Raw genomic sequence first — 17,301 nt, 5'->3', positions numbered from 1 at the left:
CGACCTTTGCGCACCCCACGAGGACCGTTGCGCACCCCCCGACGCAAGCTCGCCCTGGCCACCGCCACGGTGATGACCGCGACCCTGCTCCAGGGCGTCGCCGCCCCGGCCCTCGCCGACGGCTGGCACAAGCCCGCACTGCCCGCCGCCGAGAAGCCGCTCGCCGGCGGCCCGGCGGGCAAGGCCGTGCCCCGCAAGGTCATGAAGACCCCCCGCACCCCGCAGGAAGCCCCGGCCACCGCCTGGCCGAAGCCCGGCGCGGCGACGGTCGACCTGTCGAAGACGCCGGCCACCGCGGCGACGAAGTCCGCGCCCCGGGTCAAGGGCCTGGCGCTGACGCTCGACGCGCAGGTCATGGGCGACAAGGCCGGCAAGGCGACCAAGAAGGCGGCCGTCGGCACGGTCGCCGCCCGTGTCCTGGACCGCGCGTTCGCGAAGAAGGCCGGCGTCGACGGCCCGGTCTTCACGCTGCACGCCGGCAGCGCGAAGGACGCCGGTCAGGTCCGCGCGGGCCTGGACTACTCCTCCTTCGCCGGGGCGTACGGCGGCGGTTACGCCGACCGGCTGCGGCTCGTCGAACTGCCGGCCTGTGTGCTGAGCACCCCGCAGCAGGCGCGCTGCCGCACCGCCAGGCCGGTCGACACGGTCAACGACCCCGAGACGAAGACCCTGACCGCGAAGGCGGTCACCCTCAGCGCCTCCTCGACCACCGTCCTCGCGGCGGTCGCCGGCTCCGGCAGCGGCCTGGGCGACTTCAAGGCCACCTCACTGTCCGCGTCCGCGAACTGGAGCACCGACCTCAACAGCGGCTCCTTCGCCTGGTCGTACCCGATGGCGGTGCCCCAGGTGCCGGGCGGGCTCGCCCCGAAGCTCTCGCTGTCGTACTCCTCCGGCGGGGTCGACGGCCGCACCGGCAACACCAACAACCAGTCCTCCTGGGTCGGCGACGGCTTCGACCTGTCGCCCGGCTACATCGAGCGCCGCTACAAGAGCTGCTCCGACGACGACGTCAAGAACGCCGACGGCAACGAGCCCGGCGACCTGTGCTGGGGCTACGACAACGCCGTGCTGCAACTCAACGGCGCAGGCGGCGAGTTGGTCCCCAGCGGCGCCAACTCCTGGAAGCTGAAGGACGACGACGGCACCAAGGTCGACCGGATCTACGGCTCGTCGTCGGACGTGCGCTCCAACGGCGCCCGCAACGACGAGTACTGGCGGGTGACGACGCCCGACGGCACGCAGTACTACTTCGGCTACAACCGGCTGCCCGGCTGGGCGAGCGGCAGCGAGACCACCGACTCCGCCTGGACCGTCCCCGTCTACGGCGACGACTCCGGGGAGCCCTGCCACGCAGCCGCCTTCGCGGACTCGTGGTGCCAGCAGGGCTGGCGCTGGAACCTGGACTACGTCGTGGACACGCACGGCAACGCCGTCGCCTACTACTACGACAAGGAGACCAACTCCTACGGCCGCAACCTCAAGGCGGCCGACGACACCCCGTACGTGCGCGGCGGCACCCTGGACCGCATCGAGTACGGCCTGAAGTCCACGGCCGTCTACTCGACGAAGGCGCTCGCCAAGGTCGACTTCACCAGCTCCGAGCGCTGCCTCCCCGACAGCCACACCGACTGCTCCTCGATCAGCAAGGACGCCTTCTACTGGTACGACACCCCGTGGGACCTGAACTGCGAGGCGGGCGCCGACTGTGACAACGGCCGCTCTTCGCCCGCCTTCTTCACCCGCAAGCGGCTGACCGACGTCACGACCGAGGTCCTCGTCTCCGGCGCCTACAGCAAGGTCGACGGCTACAAGCTCGCCCACCGCTGGGGCCAGGCCGACATCGACTACCAGCTGCTGCTGGACTCCGTGCAGCGCACCGGCTACGACGGCACCGCCTCGATCACCCTGCCGAAGGTCACCTTCGCCTACACCCAGCTCGCCAACCGGCTCGACAAGACCGGCGACGGGTGGGCCCCCTTCATCAAGGCCCGGCTGTCCAGCGTCGCCGACGAGTCCGGCGGTCAGATCGACGTCGGCTACTCGGCCCCGGTGTGCGACGCGAACGCGCTGCCGACCCCCGAGACCAACACCACCCGCTGCTTCCCGCAGTACATCGGCGGCAGCTCCACCACCGACCCCGAGCGGCAGTGGTTCAACAAGTACGTGGTGGACACGGTCACTTCGACGGACCGCACGGGCGGCGCCCCCGACCAGGTCACCATGTACGACTACCTGGACGGCGCGGCCTGGCACTACGACGACGCCGACGGCATGACCAAGGACAAGTTCAAGACCTGGTCCGACTGGCGCGGCTACGGCCACGTACGGGTGCGCACCGGCGGCCAGGGCGGCGCGCCGGCCATGAAGTCGCAGACCGACTCCTACTTCCTGCGCGGCATGGACGGCGACCGCAAGACGGCCTCCGGCGGCGCCAAGGACGTCAGCGTCACCCTGGGATCCGGCGAGGGCGACCCGATCACCGACCACTCCTCGACGGCCGGGTTCGCCTACAAGACCGTCAACTACTCCGGCCCCGGCGGCAAGGTGCTGTCCAAGACGGTGAGCCGCCCGTGGCACAAGGAGACCGCGAAGAAGGTCCGTGACTGGGGCGCCGTCACCGCCGACTTCAGCGGCACCGAGAACGCCAGGACCTGGACCTCCCTGGACGACGGGGCGGGAGCCGCCTGGCGGACCACCTCCACCACCGACACCTTCGACCCGGCGACCGGCCAGGTCACCCAGACCGACGACGCCGGCGACACCGGCACCGCCGCCGACGACCAGTGCACCCGCACCACGTACGTCGCCGGCAGTGCAGTCCTCAACACCCCGGTGCGCGTCGAGACGGTGGCCAAGGCGTGCGCCGCCGCCACCAGCCGCCCGGCCGACGTCCTCGCCGACACCCGCACCGCCTACGACGGCGGCGCCTACGGCGCGGCGGCCACGAAGGGCGACGCCACCCGCGTCGCCAAGCTCAAGAAGTACGACGGCAGCACCGCCGTCTACCTGGAGTCGAGCTCCACGTTCGACTCCTACGGCCGCATGCTCACCTCCACCGATCTGACCGCGGACGTCGCGGTCACCTCGGCGGGCGCGCTCACCCGGACCGCCCGCACCGACGGCCGGACCACCACCACGGTGTTCACCCCCACCTCGGGCTTCGCCACCGGCACCACGGTCACCATGCCGCCCGTCACGCCGGGCGACAGCAGCACCGCCACGACCACCTCGCAGACCTTCGAGGCGCTGCGCGGCCAGCCGCTGACCGAGACCGACACCAACGGCAAGGTCACCACGTACGCGTACGACCCGCTGGGCCGCAACACCAAGGTGTGGCTCCCGGACCGCACCACCGGCCAGACCCCGAGCTACGAGTTCGCCTACACCATCGCCGACGGCAAGCCGGTCGCGATCGGCACGAAGACCATCGGTGACAACGGAGCCCAGAACACCTCGTACGTCCTGTACGACGGCTTCCTGCGCCCCCGGCAGACCCAGGCGCCGGGTCCGAACGGCGGCGCCCTCCTGACGGACACCTTCTACGACGAACGCGGCTTGACCGCCAAGGAGTTCGCCTCCTACTACACCGACACCACCGCGCCCTCCACGACCCTGTTCAAGGTGGACGACGCGCTGAGCGTGGAGACGCAGAGCTGGCACGCCTACGACGGCCTCGGCCGCGAGACCGAGCTGAAGAAGGTCGCCGGCAACGGCGACGGCGGCACGGTCCTCGGCGTCACGAAGACGATCTACGGCGGCGACCGCACCACGGTCATCCCACCGGTCGGCGGCGCCGCCACCACCACGCTGACCGACTCACGCGGCCAGAACACCGAGGTCCGCGAACTCCACGCGCGCGCCGCCGACGCCGCCTACGACACCACGTCGTACGGCTACTCGCCGCGCGGCGAGCTGACGCGGGTCACCGACCCGGCCGGCAACGCCTGGACGTGGACGTACGACCTGCTGGGCCGGCTCACCGACACCACCGACCCCGACAAGGGCGCCGGCCACACCGACTACGACGACCGCGGGCTCGCGACCACTGCCAAGGACGCCCGCGGCACCGTCCTCGCCCACGTCTACGACGGCCAGGGCCGCCCGACCGAACTGCGCGAGAACTCCGCCACCGGCACCCTGCGCGCCAAGTGGGTCTACGACACCGTCAGCGGCGCCAAGGGCCACCTCGCGGAGTCCGTCCGCTACAGCGGCGGACAGGCGTACAGCACCAAGGTGCTCGCCTACGACCGGCTCTACCGGCCGCTGCGCACCCAGGTGACCATCCCCTCCACCGAGGGCGCGCTCCAGGGCACCTACCTGTCGGCGACCACGTACAACGCCTCCGGCACGGTGCAGGGCGTCGGCTACCCCAAGGCGGGCGCGCTGGCGGCGAACACCGTGGCCTACACCTACGAGGACGGCACGCTGCGGCCCGTCGGCGTCAGCGGCCCGCAGAACCTGACCGGCTCGACGTCCTACAGCTTCACGGGCAAGCCGCTGCAGTACTCCTTCGCCGCGAACGGCGGCAAGACGACGTACGAGACCAACGCCTACGAGTGGGGCACCCAGCGGCTGGCGACCTCGCGCGTCGACCGTCAGGACGTCGCGGGCGTCGACCAGTACAACACCTACAAGTACGACGAGGCGGGCAACGTCCTGTCCGTCTCCGACACCTCACGCTCCGGCACCGACAACCAGTGCTTCGCCTACGACTACCTGGGCCGCACGACCGAGGCGTGGACGCAGTCCACCACGGCCTGCGCGAGCGCCCCCGTCACCGGCGTGCTGGGCGGCCCGGCCCCCTACTGGGACTCCTACACCTACGACGTGGTCGGCAACCGGCTCACCGAGACCGGACACAGCACCACCGCCGGCGGGTCGGACACGAAGCGCGTCTACACCTACCCGAAGCCGGGCTCGCACAAGCTGAGCTCGGTCGACACCACCGCAGGCACGGTCAAGTCCACCGACAGCTTCACCTATGACGCCATCGGCGACACCCAGACCCGGCAGCTCGGCGACGGCACCTCCCAGACGCTTCTCTGGGACGCCGAGGGCCACCTCGCGAAGGTCACCCAGCCGGTGGAGGGCGGCAGCGACAAGATCACCGAGTACCTGTACGACGCCGACGGCAACCGGCTGATCGGCCGCACCCCGACCGAGACGACGCTCTACCTCGGCGCCACCGAAATCACCCTGGCCAAGGGCGCCACGACCGCCAAGGGCACCCGCTACTTCGACCTCGGCGGCGGCCACCAGGCCGTCCAGAGCGACGACGGCAAGATCTCCTTCACCCTGGCCGACCACCACGGCACCGGCCAGCTGTCCGTCGACGCCACCAGCCAGGCCCTCGGCCAGCGCCGCACCAAGCCCTTCGGCGACCTCCGCGGGACCGAGCCCACCACCTGGCCCGGCACCAGGGGCTTCGTCGGGGGCGCCGTCGACGCCTCGACGGGCCTGACCCACCTCGGCGCCCGCGAGTACGACCCGGCGACGGGCCGCTTCCTGTCGGTCGACCCGCTCTTCACGGCCACCGACCCGCAGCAGATGCACGGCTACACCTACGCCGACAACAACCCGCTGACCCACTCCGACCCGGCGGGCACGGAGATCGGCTCCCGGCCCAACTCCTGCCAGTACGACGTCAAGTACTGCAGCAAGCACCAGCAGCAGGAGGTCGGCTACGACCCGAAGACGGGCACGTCCGACTACCACCGCGGCAACATCTACAAGCGGCAGCAGGCCCGCAAGCGGGCGTGGGTGGCGTCGAACACGCCGGTCACGAACGACATGGCCAAGCTGTCCGACTACTTCTCCCGGAGCATGATCGGGGAGTTCTCGGACGACTTCTGGGACAACCCGGTCTACGAGAGCGCCGAGAAGGGCAGCGCCTGCTACGGGCGTGAAGGCTGCCGGCAGGCGTACAAGTACATCCTCGACAAGGGGGACGACGCCGATCCGGCGGTGGCCAAGGAGATCGCCGCCACCTACTGCGCCTACCACGCCGACCAGTGCGACGAAGAGGCCAAGGAGGTGGCCCGGGGCAAGGTCATCGAGGGCATCATCGGCGACGTCCTGCTGGCGTACCTGGGCGGAGCGGCGGGTGCGGAACGCCCACGGCCGTGCAACAGCTTCCTCCCCGGCACCGAAGTCCTCATGGCGGACGGCACGTCCAAGCCGATCGAGGAGGTGAAGACCGGCGACAAGGTCCTGGCCACGGACCCGAAGACCGGCCGCACCACCGTCAAGACGGTCACCGCCGAGATCACCGGCAAGGGCCTGAAGCATCTGGTCGGGATCACCCTGGCCCTCGAGGTCGACGGCGAGAAGGCGACCGCTTCGGTCACCGCGACCGACGGCCACCCGTTCTGGGCGCCGGCACTGGGCAAGTGGATCAACGCCACCGACCTCACCGCGGGCGAACTGCTCCGCACCTCCAAGGGGACCGAGGTACGGATCACCGCGGTCCGGCGGTGGACCGAGCAGGCCACGGTGCACAACGTCACCGTCGCCGACCTGCACACGTACTATGTGCTGGCCGGGAAGACGCCGGTGCTCGTGCACAACGCCACCCCGTGCGACCCGCCGCTGAAGTCGCTGCACCCGGACAGCTCGCTCGACAGGAGCTCGCTCGACTTCTGGCACAAGCAGGACACCAAGGACATCGTCCACTCGCTCAGGCCGGGAGCGCACGAGCCGCTGATCGCGAAGCCGGATGGAACGATCATGAACGGAAACACCAGAATCGCGGTGCTGCGCTCACGTGGGTACGACGTCGACTCGCTGCCGCGCGAGACCTACGGCAGCTCTCGGCCCATGTCGGACGAGGACTTCTGGGACATGGACCAGTGAACATCCGAGAGAGGTTCCTCGAGGTTCTGAACTCGGCGTCCAAGGAGACGTTCCTGCTGGTCATGGGCCACCGTCTCGGCATCTCGGCACGTGATGCGTTCGTCGGGGACCAGCCGCAAGGGATGCGGCAGGCCCAGGCCTGCAACGAGATGATGATCGCCATCTGGTCGCAGGTGCGGGCGCTGAAGGACGACGGGGCGCAGGGATACCCCGATGCGGACTTCCTGTCGGTGCTGCTGGAGAAGGCCGACGCGGGCGACGCGCGGCCGCACCTTCGGCACGCGATCGAGAGCGCCCTGCTCGCGGTCTGAGAAAGCGGGAGGAGCCCCGCCGGAACCCAAGAGGTTCCGGCGGGGCTCCTCCCGCTCACGGGTACCTGGTTCTCGCAGGTACCTCCGCTCACAGGTACTTCTTCAGCTCCCGTCGCGCCAGCGACCGCTGGTGCACCTCGTCCGGACCGTCGGCGATCATCAGCGTGCGGGCCCCGGCGTACAGCTCGGCCAGCGGGAAGTCCTGGCTGACGCCGCCCGCCCCGTGCAGCTGGATCGCCCGGTCGATGATGTCGACGACCGCGCGCGGCGTCGCGATCTTGATGGCCTGGATCTCCGAGTGGGCGCCCCGGTTGCCGACGGTGTCCATCATCCAGGCGGTCTTCAGCACCAGCAGCCGCAGCTGCTCGACCGTCACGCGCGCGTCCGCGATCCAGTTGTGGACCACGCCCTGCTGGGCCAGCGCCTTGCCGAAGGCGTCCCGGGACACGGCCCGGCGGCACATCAGCTCGATCGCCCGCTCCGCCATGCCGATCAGCCGCATGCAGTGGTGGATCCGGCCGGGGCCGAGCCGGGCCTGAGCGATGGCGAAGCCGCCGCCCTCCTCGCCGACCAGGTTCGTCACCGGCACGCGCGCGTGGTCGAAGACCACCTCGGCGTGGCCGCCGTGGGAGTGGTCCTCGTACCCGAAGACCTTCATGGCCCGTTCGACCGTGACGCCCGGGGTGTCGCGCGGGACCAGCACCATGGACTGCTGACGGCGGAGGTCGGCGCCCTCGGGGTCCGTCTTGCCCATCACGATGAAGATCCTGCAGTCCGGGTTCATCGCCCCCGAGATGTACCACTTGCGGCCGGTGATGACGTAGTCGTCGCCGTCGCGCTCGATCAGTGTGGTGATGTTGGTGGCGTCCGAGGAGGCGACCTCCGGCTCGGTCATCGCGAACGCCGAGCGGATCTCGCCCGCCAGCAGCGGCTCCAGCCACTGCTTCTGCTGCCGGTCGTCGCCGAACTGCGCGAGCACCTCCATGTTGCCGGTGTCCGGCGCGGCGCAGTTCAGCGCCGTGGGCGCGAGCTGCGGGGAGCGGCCGGTGATCTCGGCCAGCGGCGCGTACTGGAGATTCGTCAGACCCGCGCCGTGCTCGGCGTCGGGCAGGAAGAGGTTCCACAGGCCCTGCCTGCGCGCCTCGGCCTTCAGCTCCCCGACCACCGCCGGGGTGTCCCACGGCGAGGCCAGCAGCGCGCGCTGCTCCTCGGCTACGGCCTCGGCCGGGTAGACGTACTCGTCCATGAAGGCGAGCAGCTTGGCGCGGAGTTCCTCGGTGCGGGCGTCGAACGCGAAGTCCATGCCGGTCAGCCTTCCTGGAGAGTGGTCGTGCCGTGCTCGATGAAGACGGGGACGAGGTCCCCGATGCGGTCGAAGCCGCGCCCGACGGTCTGGCCGAGCGTGTAGCGGTAGTGGATGCCCTCCAGGATCACGGCGAGCTTGAACCAGGCGAACGCCGTGTACCAGGACACCGCCGAGACGTCCCGCCCGGAGCGCGCCGCGTACCGCTCGACCAGCTCGGCCGGCGACGGGTGCCCGGGGGCCGAGGCGGTCGTGGAGACGGGGGAGTCCGGCAGCTCCAGCGGGACGCTGTACATCACCAGCAGGCCCAGGTCGGTCAGCGGGTCGCCGAGCGTCGACATCTCCCAGTCGAGGATGGCCTTGATGCGGTCGTCGGAGCCGATCAGGACGTTGTCGAGCCGGTAGTCGCCGTGCACGACGGCCGGCGCGGGGGAGGAGGGCAGCGCCCGGCCGAGCGCCGCGTGCAGCTCGTCGATCCCGGCCAGGTCGCGGCTGCGGGACGCGTCCAGCTGCTTGCCCCAGCGGCGCAGCTGCCGGTCCAGGAAGCCCTCGGGCCGGCCGAAGTCGGCCAGGCCCACCTCGGCGGGGTCCACCGCGTGCAGTTCGACCAGTGTGTCCACCAGCGACAGCACCGCGTCCCGGGTGCGCTGCTCGCCGAGCGGGACGAGCTCGTCGGCCGTGCGGTACGGGGTGCCGTCGACGAACTCCATGACGTAGAAGGACGCCCCGGGCGCCGCCTCGTTCTCGGGGTCCTCGCACAGCAGCACCGGACGCGGCACCGGCACGCTCGTCGGATGCAGGGCGCTGATCACCCGGTGCTCGCGCTTCATGTCGTGCGCGGTGGCCAGGACGTGCCCGAGCGGAGGCCGCCGTACGACCCACTTCGCCTCGCCGTCGGAGACCGCGTAGGTGAGGTTCGACCGTCCGCCCTCGATCAGCCGGCCGGTGAGAGGGCCGTGCACCAGACCGGGACGCTCGCGCTCCAGGAGGGCGCGCAGCCGGTCGAGGTCGAGTCCGGGTGGGTGGTCGGGGCTCATGCGTCGCTCCTACGGACGGGTGAACGGGACCTGCCCATCATGCCGACCGGTCGGTATGGAGTCCAGTGGTAGCACCCAACATATCGGGTGACCCGGCTTGCGCGGCGCGCCGGCGCCCCGGAGGGTCGGACCCATGAAGGCCATCAGCTACGCCCGCTACGGCGGCCCCGAGACGCTCGTGTACGGGGACGTCCGCGACCCCAAGGTCGGCCCCGACGCCGTGCTGGTGAAGGTCCGGGCGGCGGCCGTCAACCCCGTCGACTGGAGGTGCCGCGAGGGGAGCCTTGACCCGATCCTCGACGCCGTGTTCCCGGTGGTGCCCGGCTGGGACGTCTCGGGGGTCGTCGTCCAGCTCGGGGCGTCCGTCACGGAGTACGCGGCCGGCGACGAGGTCATCGGCTACGTCCGCGAGGACTTCCTCTCCCGCGGCACCTTCGCCGAGTACGTCGCCGCCCCCGTGCGCACCCTCGCCCGCAAGCCGCGCAACCTCACCTGGGAGGAGGCCGCGGGCCTGCCGCTGGCCGGGCTCACCGCCTACCAGGTGCTGACCCGGGCCCTGCGGGTGAAGCGGGGCGAGACCGTGCTGGTGCACGCGGCGGCGGGCGGCGTCGGCTCCATCGCCGTGCAGCTCGCGCGGCATCTGGGCGCCCGGGTGATCGGTACGGCGAGCGAGGTCAACCACGGCTTCGTATGCTCGCTGGGCGGCGAGCCCGTGACCTACGGCGAGGGACTGTCCGAACGGGTGCGCGGGCTGGCCCCCGAGGGCGTGGACGCGGCCTTCGACACGGTCGGCGGCGACACCCTGAAGGTCTCCGCCAACCTGCTGGCCCCGGAAGGGCGGCTGGTGTCGATCGTCGACGGCGACGTCCTCGGCTACGGCGGCCGGTACTACTGGGTGCGGCCCGACGCCGAGGACCTCACCCGACTGGCGGAACTGGCGGAACAGGGCGTGGTGTCCGTGCACGTCAGCGAGACCTTCCCGCTCCAGCACGCGGCCGACGCCCACCGGCTGAGCCGGCGGGGCCGTGCCCGGGGCAAGATCGTGGTCACGGTGGACTGGGACGAGGAAGACGCGGGGGCGGGGGCGGGCGTCGGGTAGAGGGGGCGCGGTTCAGATTCAGCGCGCGGCCGACGCCCACGGGCCGAGTCGGCGGGGCCGTGCCCGGGGCAAGATCGTGGTCACGGTGGACTGGGACGAGGAAGACGCGGGGGCGGGGGCGGGCGTCGGGTAGAAGGGGTGCCGTTCAGAGGACCAGCGCCACGGCGCACACCGCCGTGGCCACCGCGCACAGCGCCGCCGCCGTGGCGTGCCGCGGGGCGAGGGCCGCCGGACTCGACGTGGCGGCGAGGGCGTGGATCCGGCGATGGGCGAGCAGCAGAAAGGCCAGCCACAGACCGCAGGCCAGCGCCCCGGCGAGGATCCCCAGCACCGACGCGCCGCCGTGCAGCGCGGCCTTCAGGGCGAGCACGGCGGCCACGGTGCTCGCGAGCGTCGTCCGCCGCCAGGCGAGCCGGGTCCGCTCGGGCTGCAGCCCGGGGTCGCGCGCCGGAGGCAGCACCTCGCCGCTCACCCCTCCCACCCCACCAGCACCACCACGACCATCGCCACGGCCACCACCGCGACCAGCACGCCCAGCAGCGCCGGGAAACGGGAGGCGGGCAGGTCCTCGCCCCGGCGCATCGCCCGCTCGCAGCGCATCCAGTGGTTCACCGCACGCAGGGAGCACAGCACGCCCGCCGCCAGCAGCGCGAGCGCCAGCCCGACCCGCCAGCCCCAGCGCAGGTCCGGCAGGAACTGGTCCACCGCGAAGCCCCCGCCGATCAGCGCGAGCGCGGTGCGCAGCCAGGCCAGGAACGTGCGCTCGTTCGCCAGCGAGAACCGGTAGTCGGGCGTGCTGCCCTCCTCCCGGATCTGCTCGGGCGCGAACCACAACCGGACGTTCTGTACGAACTCGATCACCCGCAGGACCCTACCCGTCGCCCGCCCGGCTCAGCGCGCCGCACGGTGCTCCCGGAGCCGGTGGTACGCCGCGAGCCCGTCCGGCACCCACGCCCATCCGGACAGGCGCCGTTCGACCTCCTCCTCGGGCAGGAAGTCGTGCCAGGCCACCTCCTCCGCCTGCGGGTTCACCGGCAGCGCACAGCGGACCTGGTAGACGGCCGACCACCAGCTCCCGGCGGCGCCGTCCTCGTACAGGAAGGAGAAGAGGAACTCCGGGCGGGGCAGACCGCTCACGCCCAGCTCCTCCTCGGCCTCCCGCAGGGCCGCGTCGTCGTAGCTCTCGCCCGCGCCGACCACCCCGCCGACGAACATGTCGTACAGGGAGGGGAAGACCAGCTTCGTCGGGGTGCGGCGGTGCACGAAGATCCGGCCCTCGGCGTCCCTGGCCTGGATGAACACACAGCGGTGGCGCAGCCCCTCGGCGTACGCCTGCCCGCGCGGGGCCTGTCCGACGACGCGGTCGTTCTCGTCGACGATGTCGAGGATCTCGTCAGCAGCGCTCATGGACCCATCCAAGCAGCTGCCCGGCCTCGGGCTACTGGGCTACTGCGCCTGGAAGTCCGGCACCTGCTCGCGCGGCGCCGTGCCGCGCGGCATCGCCGGGTGCAGTCCGAGGAGCACGATGCCCGCGACGATCGCCGCCAGCCCCGCCGCCTCCCAGGCCAGCGCGCCGGTGTCGGTGTGCAGCCGGTCGCCGAGGAAGCCGACCCCGCAGATGATCCCGGCGAGCGGCTGGGCCGCGGTCAGCGCGGGCAGCGACATCCGCAGGGGCGCCGTCTCGAAGGCGCTCTGCACCAGCACCAGCCCGGTCACCCCGAGGGCGAGCACCGCGTACGGCTGCCAGCCAGTCAGCAGCTCGGCGAGGCCGTCGGCGGAGAAACGCTGACCGCTGACCCGGGTCAGCGCGTCCTGGACGCCGTACAGCAGGCCGGCCGCGAGGGACAGCAGCACCGGGCCCGCGCTCAGCCGGGAGCGCTTGGCGTACGTGGTGAGCAGCAGGGCCGTTCCGATCATCACGCCGATGATCAGCCAGTGCCGCAGCGGATCCGTGACGGCGCTGCCGCCGCGTGGCTCGCCCGCCACGATGAAGGTGGTCACCCCGCCCGCGAGCAGGGCCAGGCCCGCCCAGCCCTGGCGGCCCAGCGACTGCTTCGTCTGGTGGCGGGAGAGCGCGAGGGCGAAGAGCAGGTTCGTCGCGAGCAGCGGTTCCACCAGGGAGATCTCGCCCTGACCGAGCGCGATCGCGCCCAGCACCATGCCGGCCACCATCAGGCCGATGCCGCCGAGCCAGCGCGGCACCTTCATGAGGTCGAGCAGCAGCCGCGGCGAGAGGAAGTCGCCGAGCGGCGCCTTCTGCGCCGCGTTCTGCTGGAGCACGAACCCGAAGCCCAGGCAGCAGGCGGCGCTCACGGCGAGTACCAGAACCAGAACCGACACGCTGCGTACCTCGATCATCCGGTCGGACCACGGACGGGGTGCGTAGGGGCCGACTGTAGCGTCCCGGCGCCCTCAGTGCCCCTGGGAGTGCCCAGAACTGTGCTCCGGGGTTTATCCGGTCGCCTGCTTCCGGGAGTACCCGGAACCGGGCGGTTGACTCGGCCGCGGGCACCCGGGGGCGGGGCCGGGGGTGCGCGGCGGCCGTACGACCATGGTGTGCGCTGCGGCCGTGCCACGCCATGGCGTACGCCACACCGAGACCGTCGCCCCTCGGCCGCGGCGGGTCCCATCTGGGGTGGAGAATCCTCAAGTTCCCCGCACTGAACGGTAGTTGACACCTGTCACGGATTTCCTGCGCTTGACGGTAAGCGCTGGCTACGGATTTGCTGTGAGTGATCGGCCGCTCGCGGGCCGACGCCAGAGCAGCCGCCGAGGAAACACGAGGAAGTCCCGCGGTGCCCTTACCGACCTCCGACCCGGCCCTCGACGACACCCGACTCGGCGCCGCCCGCGCCGCGTTGGCCCAGGGCCGCCGACAGCCCGCCCGCGCCCTGCTCGCCCGCACCGGCGACGACTGGGACCGCCGCGCACACCGGGTCGCCGTCCTCGCCCTCGATCCGTACGCGGCCGCCTGGGCCCACGAGTGGCTGCTCGACGAACCCGGCTGCGCCGACGCCGCCGTCCTGCTCGCCCTGGCCCGGGTCACCCGGGCGCTGCGCGGCAAGGAGGACCCAGCCGTCGCCCGGGCGGCCTGCCGGGGGGCCGCCGCGCTCGCGCCCGCCGACCCCACGCCCTGGCTCGGCCTCCTCCTGCTGGAGCGGGACGCCGGGCCGCAGACCGTCCGGATCTTCGAGGAGGTCCGCTCCCGGCACCGCGACCACCACCACGCCCACCACCTGATGGTCGCCCGGCTCGCCGAGCGCCGCGCGGACGGCGGCCCGGACCCGCTGCACGAGGTCTACGAGTTCGCCGCCTGGGCCGCCGAGCAGGCGCCCGCCGACTCCCCGTTGGCCATCCTCCCGGTCGTCGCCCACGCCGAGCGCTACCGCGTCCTGGCCGCGCACGGCTTCGCGCCCGCCGACCCCGCCGCCTGCGGGCACTGGCGCGACGGCCGGGCCCGGGACGTGATGAAGGCCGCCTTCGACTGGTGGCTGGAGTGGGAGCACGACGGCCGGGAGCACGACGGCCACCCCCGCCATCTGATCGACCTGAACTTCCTCGCCCACGCCAAGGTCTGCGAGGGCAGCGGCGCCGAGGCCGCCGCCCTCTTCCACCGCATCGGACGGCACGCCACCCCCGAGCCCTGGTCCTACCCGCACCGCGACCCGTACGCGGCGTTCCACGCGGCCCGCGCCGCCGCCGTCCGCGACGTCTGAAAACGGGGTGAGAAGTGATGACGGAATTCTGACGGCCACCCTGGATCGCTGGCCCCGCCGGGCCCCCGAGTGCTCGAATGGAAAGGTGAACCCCGAACCATCCGGCCCGCCCGAGCCGTCCGGAGCCCCCGTGGCGTCCGGCCCGCCCGGGCCCGCAGGTCCGCCCGAGCCGTCCGGAGCCCCCGTGGCGTCCGGCCCGCCCGGGCCCGCAGGTCCGCCCGAGCCGTCCGGAGCCCCCGTGGCGTCCGGCCCGCCCGGGCCCGCAGGTCCGCCCGAGCCGTCCGGAGCCCCCGTGGCGTCCGGTCCGCCCGGGCCCGCAGGTCCGCCCGAGCCGTCCGGAGCCCCCGTGGCGTCCGGTCCGCCCGGGCCCGCCGGTCCGCCCGAGCCGGCCGGTCCGCCAGAGCCGTCCGGAGGCCCCGCGGCGTCCCGCGACCGGGGCGCCCCCGTCGGGCGCCGTGTCTTCCTTGGCACCCTCGCCCTCGGCGCCGTGGGGGTCGTCGCCGCGCCCCCGCTCCAGCGCGGCCTGGAGGCCTTCCTCGGCAGCGCCGCCGACAAGGACCCCACCGGCCTCACCGGCCTGCTCCCCAACGGCGGCGGCTTCCGCTACTACTCGGTGACCTCCTCCGTCCCGCACAGGAACGCCACGAACTACCGGCTCACCGTCGACGGCCTGGTCGACCGCCCCACCGCCTACACCCTGGCCGACCTCAAGGCCCTGCCGCAGACCCGGATGGTCAAGGACGTCCAGTGCGTCACCGGCTGGCGGGTCCCCGGCACCCCCTTCGAGGGCGTCCGGCTCTCCGCCCTCCTCGACGCGGCCGGCGTGCAGGCCACGGCCGGCGCGATCCGCTTCACCTGCTTCGACGGCGCCTACACCGAGAGCCTCACCCTGGCCCAGGCCCGCCGCGCCGACGTCCTCGTCGCGCTGCGCATGCAGGACAAGGACCTCGGCCACGACCACGGCGGCCCCGTCCGCCTCTACGTCGCGCCCATGTACTTCTACAAGTCCGCCAAGTGGCTCTCCGGCATCACCGTCACCGAGAAGGTGAAGCCCGGCTACTGGGAGAACCGCGGCTACGACGTCGACGCCTGGGTCGGCCGGTCGAACGGACGGGACGATGAGCCTACGAGCTGAGGCGCCGCCCGGCGCCCCGACCGTGCGCCGTTTCACCCGCGCCGAGCGGTGGGTGCACCGCACCACGGCCCTGCTGATGGGCGTGTGCGTGGTGACGGCCGCCTTCCTGTACATCCCCGAGTTCGCGCAGCTCGTGGGCCGCCGTGAGCTGGTGGTCCGCGTCCACGAGTGGGCGGGCCTCGCCCTGCCCGTGCCCGTCCTCGCGGGCCTCGCCTCCCGCGCCTTCCGCGCCGACCTCGGACACCTCAACCGCTTCGGCCCGCACGACCGCCGCTGGCTGGGCGCGGCCCTGCGCAGGGACAAACGCCGGGAGTCGCGTCCCGCGGCCAAGTTCAACGCCGGGCAGAAGATCTACGCGGCCTGGATCGCCGGGGCGACCCTCGTGATGCTCGGCACGGGTCTGCTGATGTGGTTCACCCATCTCACCCCGATCATGTGGCGCACCAGCGCGACCTTCGTCCACGACTGGCTGGCCCTGACCGTCGGTGTCGTCCTGGCCGGCCACATCGGCATGGCCCTGGGCGACCCGGAGGCCCGCCGCGGCATGCGCACCGGCTCGGTGAGCCGCACCTGGGCCGAACGGGAACACCGCCTGTGGCGCCCCTGAGGGCGAAACCCGCCCTGGCCGGCGCTCCTTCGCGGAGATCGTCCGCTGCGCCGCCGGCCCGGACGTCGTCCTGGTCGGCAGGCGCCCGGAACTCCTCGACCCGATCGCGCGGGAACGGGCGCGGGTCACGGCGACGATCGATGACCTGACCGCCGCCCGTGACATCCTCGACTCCCTCGTGGGCCGCCCCCGGCACGCGAGGTGACCTTCAGCCGCCGAAGTCCAGCAGCACCTTGCACGAGCGCCCCCGGTCGGCGGCCAGCGCGAACGCCGACTCCGCCTCCCGTACCGGAACCACCGCGCTGACCAGCCCGTCGAAGGCGGACTCCGCCGCCAGCAGGGCCAGGGCGTCGTCGAACTCGGCGTCGAAGCGGAACGCCCCGCGCAGCTCGATCTCCCGGCTGACCACCAGGTTCCCCGCGAACGGGCTCTGTCCCGGCGGCAGCATGCCGAGCTGCACCACGACCCCGCCGCGCCGCACCAGCCGCAGGCAGGTGTCGAGCCCGGCGGCCACCCCGGACGCCTCGACGGCCACGTCCACCTCCGCCGGCCACCCGGGATCCCCCGGCTCGTCGGCCCGTACGACGGTGTCGGCGCCGGCCGTCCGCGCGTACCCGAGGGCGGCGGGCAGCAGGTCGGTCACGGTCACCCGGGCCGCGCCGGCCGCCTTCGCCGCCGCGACCACCAGGCAGCCGATCGGCCCGGCGCCGGTGACCAGCACATGCCGGCCGGCCACCGGCCCGGCCCGCCGCACCGCGTGCAACGCCACCGACAGGGGCTCGGCGAGCGCGGCCCGCCGCGGATCCAGCCCCGGCGGCAGCGCCCGCACCTGTTCGGCGGGGACGACGATCTCTGCCGCGAACCCGCCCTGGACGTGCGGCGTCCGGGCCGCACTGCCGAGGTAGCGGGTGTCGCGGCAGACGTTGCGCCGCCCGTCAGCGCACTCCGGGCACACCCCGCACGGGGTGGCGGGGTGCACGGCGACGGCCGTGCCGGGACGCAGGCCCGGCGGGCCGGCCGAGCCGTGGGCGACCACCGTCCCCACCACCTCGTGCCCCAGCACCATCGGCTCCGTCAGCCGGAAGTCGCCGACCCCGCCGTGCCGCCAGTAGTGCAGGTCGGAGCCGCAGACCCCGCCGTAGCGGATGGCGACGAGCACCTCGCCCGGGCCGGGCGCCGGGGACGCCAACTCCTCGACGCGCAGGTCGCCCCGACCGTGGATCACACAACCCAGCATCCGT

At 72.7% G+C, this 17,301-nt stretch carries 13 protein-coding genes; 6 read left to right on the top strand and 7 right to left on the bottom strand.

All coding sequences use genetic code 11. The features are described from left to right. The first annotated feature begins 72 nt into the window (after positions 1-72). Together ACIBAF_RS05305 and ACIBAF_RS05300 are read left to right on the top strand one after the other, a co-directional pair. Positions 73-6,852, top strand: coding sequence for a polymorphic toxin-type HINT domain-containing protein (locus tag ACIBAF_RS05305; RefSeq protein WP_399461855.1), 6,780 nt, complete (start codon positions 73-75; stop codon positions 6,850-6,852). Beyond that, positions 6,849-7,163: a hypothetical protein gene (locus tag ACIBAF_RS05300; protein ID WP_399461748.1), complete on the top strand. Its 315-nt coding sequence runs from the start codon at positions 6,849-6,851 to the stop codon at positions 7,161-7,163. Before ACIBAF_RS05305 ends, ACIBAF_RS05300 begins: the two co-directional genes overlap by 4 nt. Positions 7,164-7,251: 88 nt before the next feature. Here ACIBAF_RS05300 and ACIBAF_RS05295 read toward each other — a convergent pair whose 3' ends face one another. Together ACIBAF_RS05295 and ACIBAF_RS05290 are read right to left on the bottom strand one after the other, a co-directional pair. Beyond that, positions 7,252-8,466, bottom strand: a complete 1,215-nt coding sequence (locus tag ACIBAF_RS05295) for an acyl-CoA dehydrogenase family protein (RefSeq protein WP_399461747.1) — start codon at positions 8,464-8,466, stop codon at positions 7,252-7,254. A 5-nt stretch (positions 8,467-8,471) separates the two neighbouring features. Further along, on the bottom strand, positions 8,472-9,503 hold the full coding sequence (locus tag ACIBAF_RS05290; protein ID WP_399461746.1) for a phosphotransferase family protein: 1,032 nt from the start codon (positions 9,501-9,503) through the stop codon (positions 8,472-8,474). 133 nt (positions 9,504-9,636) lie between these two features. Between ACIBAF_RS05290 and ACIBAF_RS05285 the strand changes: the two genes are divergently transcribed. Further along, the gene (locus ACIBAF_RS05285) at positions 9,637-10,602 is read left to right on the top strand and encodes an NADP-dependent oxidoreductase (protein WP_399461745.1); all 966 of its coding nucleotides are present in this window, start codon (positions 9,637-9,639) and stop codon (positions 10,600-10,602) included. Between the two features lie 145 nt (positions 10,603-10,747). Here ACIBAF_RS05285 and ACIBAF_RS05280 read toward each other — a convergent pair whose 3' ends face one another. From ACIBAF_RS05280 to ACIBAF_RS05265, 4 genes are read right to left on the bottom strand one after another with little or no spacing between them, the layout of a single operon-like run. Further along, positions 10,748-11,074: a DUF202 domain-containing protein gene (locus ACIBAF_RS05280; RefSeq protein ID WP_399461744.1), complete on the bottom strand. Its 327-nt coding sequence runs from the start codon at positions 11,072-11,074 to the stop codon at positions 10,748-10,750. Further along, positions 11,071-11,463, bottom strand: a complete 393-nt coding sequence (locus ACIBAF_RS05275; protein WP_319670274.1) for a DUF202 domain-containing protein — start codon at positions 11,461-11,463, stop codon at positions 11,071-11,073. Before ACIBAF_RS05275 ends, ACIBAF_RS05280 begins: the two co-directional genes overlap by 4 nt. A gap of 30 nt (positions 11,464-11,493) precedes the next feature. Further along, complete coding sequence (locus tag ACIBAF_RS05270) at positions 11,494-12,009, bottom strand: NUDIX hydrolase (RefSeq protein WP_399461743.1); 516 nt, start codon at positions 12,007-12,009, stop codon at positions 11,494-11,496. Positions 12,010-12,048: 39 nt separating this feature from the next. After that, positions 12,049-12,942: a DMT family transporter gene (locus ACIBAF_RS05265; RefSeq protein ID WP_399461742.1), complete on the bottom strand. Its 894-nt coding sequence runs from the start codon at positions 12,940-12,942 to the stop codon at positions 12,049-12,051. A gap of 455 nt (positions 12,943-13,397) precedes the next feature. On the opposite strand from ACIBAF_RS05265, the gene ACIBAF_RS05260 reads away from it, so the two are divergent. From ACIBAF_RS05260 to ACIBAF_RS05250, 3 genes are all read left to right on the top strand, one after another. Further along, positions 13,398-14,318 (top strand): hypothetical protein, encoded by a 921-nt coding sequence (locus tag ACIBAF_RS05260; RefSeq protein WP_399461741.1) that lies wholly within the window; start codon positions 13,398-13,400, stop codon positions 14,316-14,318. Positions 14,319-14,664: 346 nt separating this feature from the next. After that, complete coding sequence (locus tag ACIBAF_RS05255) at positions 14,665-15,453, top strand: molybdopterin-dependent oxidoreductase (RefSeq protein WP_399461740.1); 789 nt, start codon at positions 14,665-14,667, stop codon at positions 15,451-15,453. After that, on the top strand, positions 15,437-16,060 hold the full coding sequence (locus ACIBAF_RS05250) for a cytochrome b/b6 domain-containing protein (RefSeq protein ID WP_399461739.1): 624 nt from the start codon (positions 15,437-15,439) through the stop codon (positions 16,058-16,060). Before ACIBAF_RS05255 ends, ACIBAF_RS05250 begins: the two co-directional genes overlap by 17 nt. A gap of 208 nt (positions 16,061-16,268) precedes the next feature. Here ACIBAF_RS05250 and ACIBAF_RS05245 read toward each other — a convergent pair whose 3' ends face one another. Beyond that, positions 16,269-17,297: an L-idonate 5-dehydrogenase gene (locus ACIBAF_RS05245; protein ID WP_399461738.1), complete on the bottom strand. Its 1,029-nt coding sequence runs from the start codon at positions 17,295-17,297 to the stop codon at positions 16,269-16,271. Positions 17,298-17,301 lie beyond the last annotated feature (4 nt).

It is taken from the genome of Streptomyces sp. NPDC051677 (genome assembly GCF_044453465.1).
Classification (GTDB): Bacteria; Actinomycetota; Actinomycetes; order Streptomycetales; family Streptomycetaceae; genus Streptomyces.
This window is presented reverse-complemented; position numbering and strand designations above follow the sequence as displayed.

Bases quoted from the DNA above. Each gene is read 5' to 3' on its own strand.
- ACIBAF_RS05250 (WP_399461739.1), top strand. From the start codon at position 15,437: ATGAGCCTACGAGCTGAGGCGCCGCCCGGCGCCCCGACCGTGCGCCGT.
- ACIBAF_RS05290 (WP_399461746.1), bottom strand. From the start codon at position 9,503: ATGAGCCCCGACCACCCACCCGGACTCGACCTCGACCGGCTGCGCGCC.
- ACIBAF_RS05285 (WP_399461745.1), top strand. From the start codon at position 9,637: ATGAAGGCCATCAGCTACGCCCGCTACGGCGGCCCCGAGACGCTCGTG.
- ACIBAF_RS05245 (WP_399461738.1), bottom strand. From the start codon at position 17,297: ATGCTGGGTTGTGTGATCCACGGTCGGGGCGACCTGCGCGTCGAGGAG.
- ACIBAF_RS05270 (WP_399461743.1), bottom strand. From the start codon at position 12,009: ATGAGCGCTGCTGACGAGATCCTCGACATCGTCGACGAGAACGACCGC.
- ACIBAF_RS05295 (WP_399461747.1), bottom strand. From the start codon at position 8,466: ATGGACTTCGCGTTCGACGCCCGCACCGAGGAACTCCGCGCCAAGCTG.
- ACIBAF_RS05305 (WP_399461855.1), top strand. From the start codon at position 73: ATGACCGCGACCCTGCTCCAGGGCGTCGCCGCCCCGGCCCTCGCCGAC.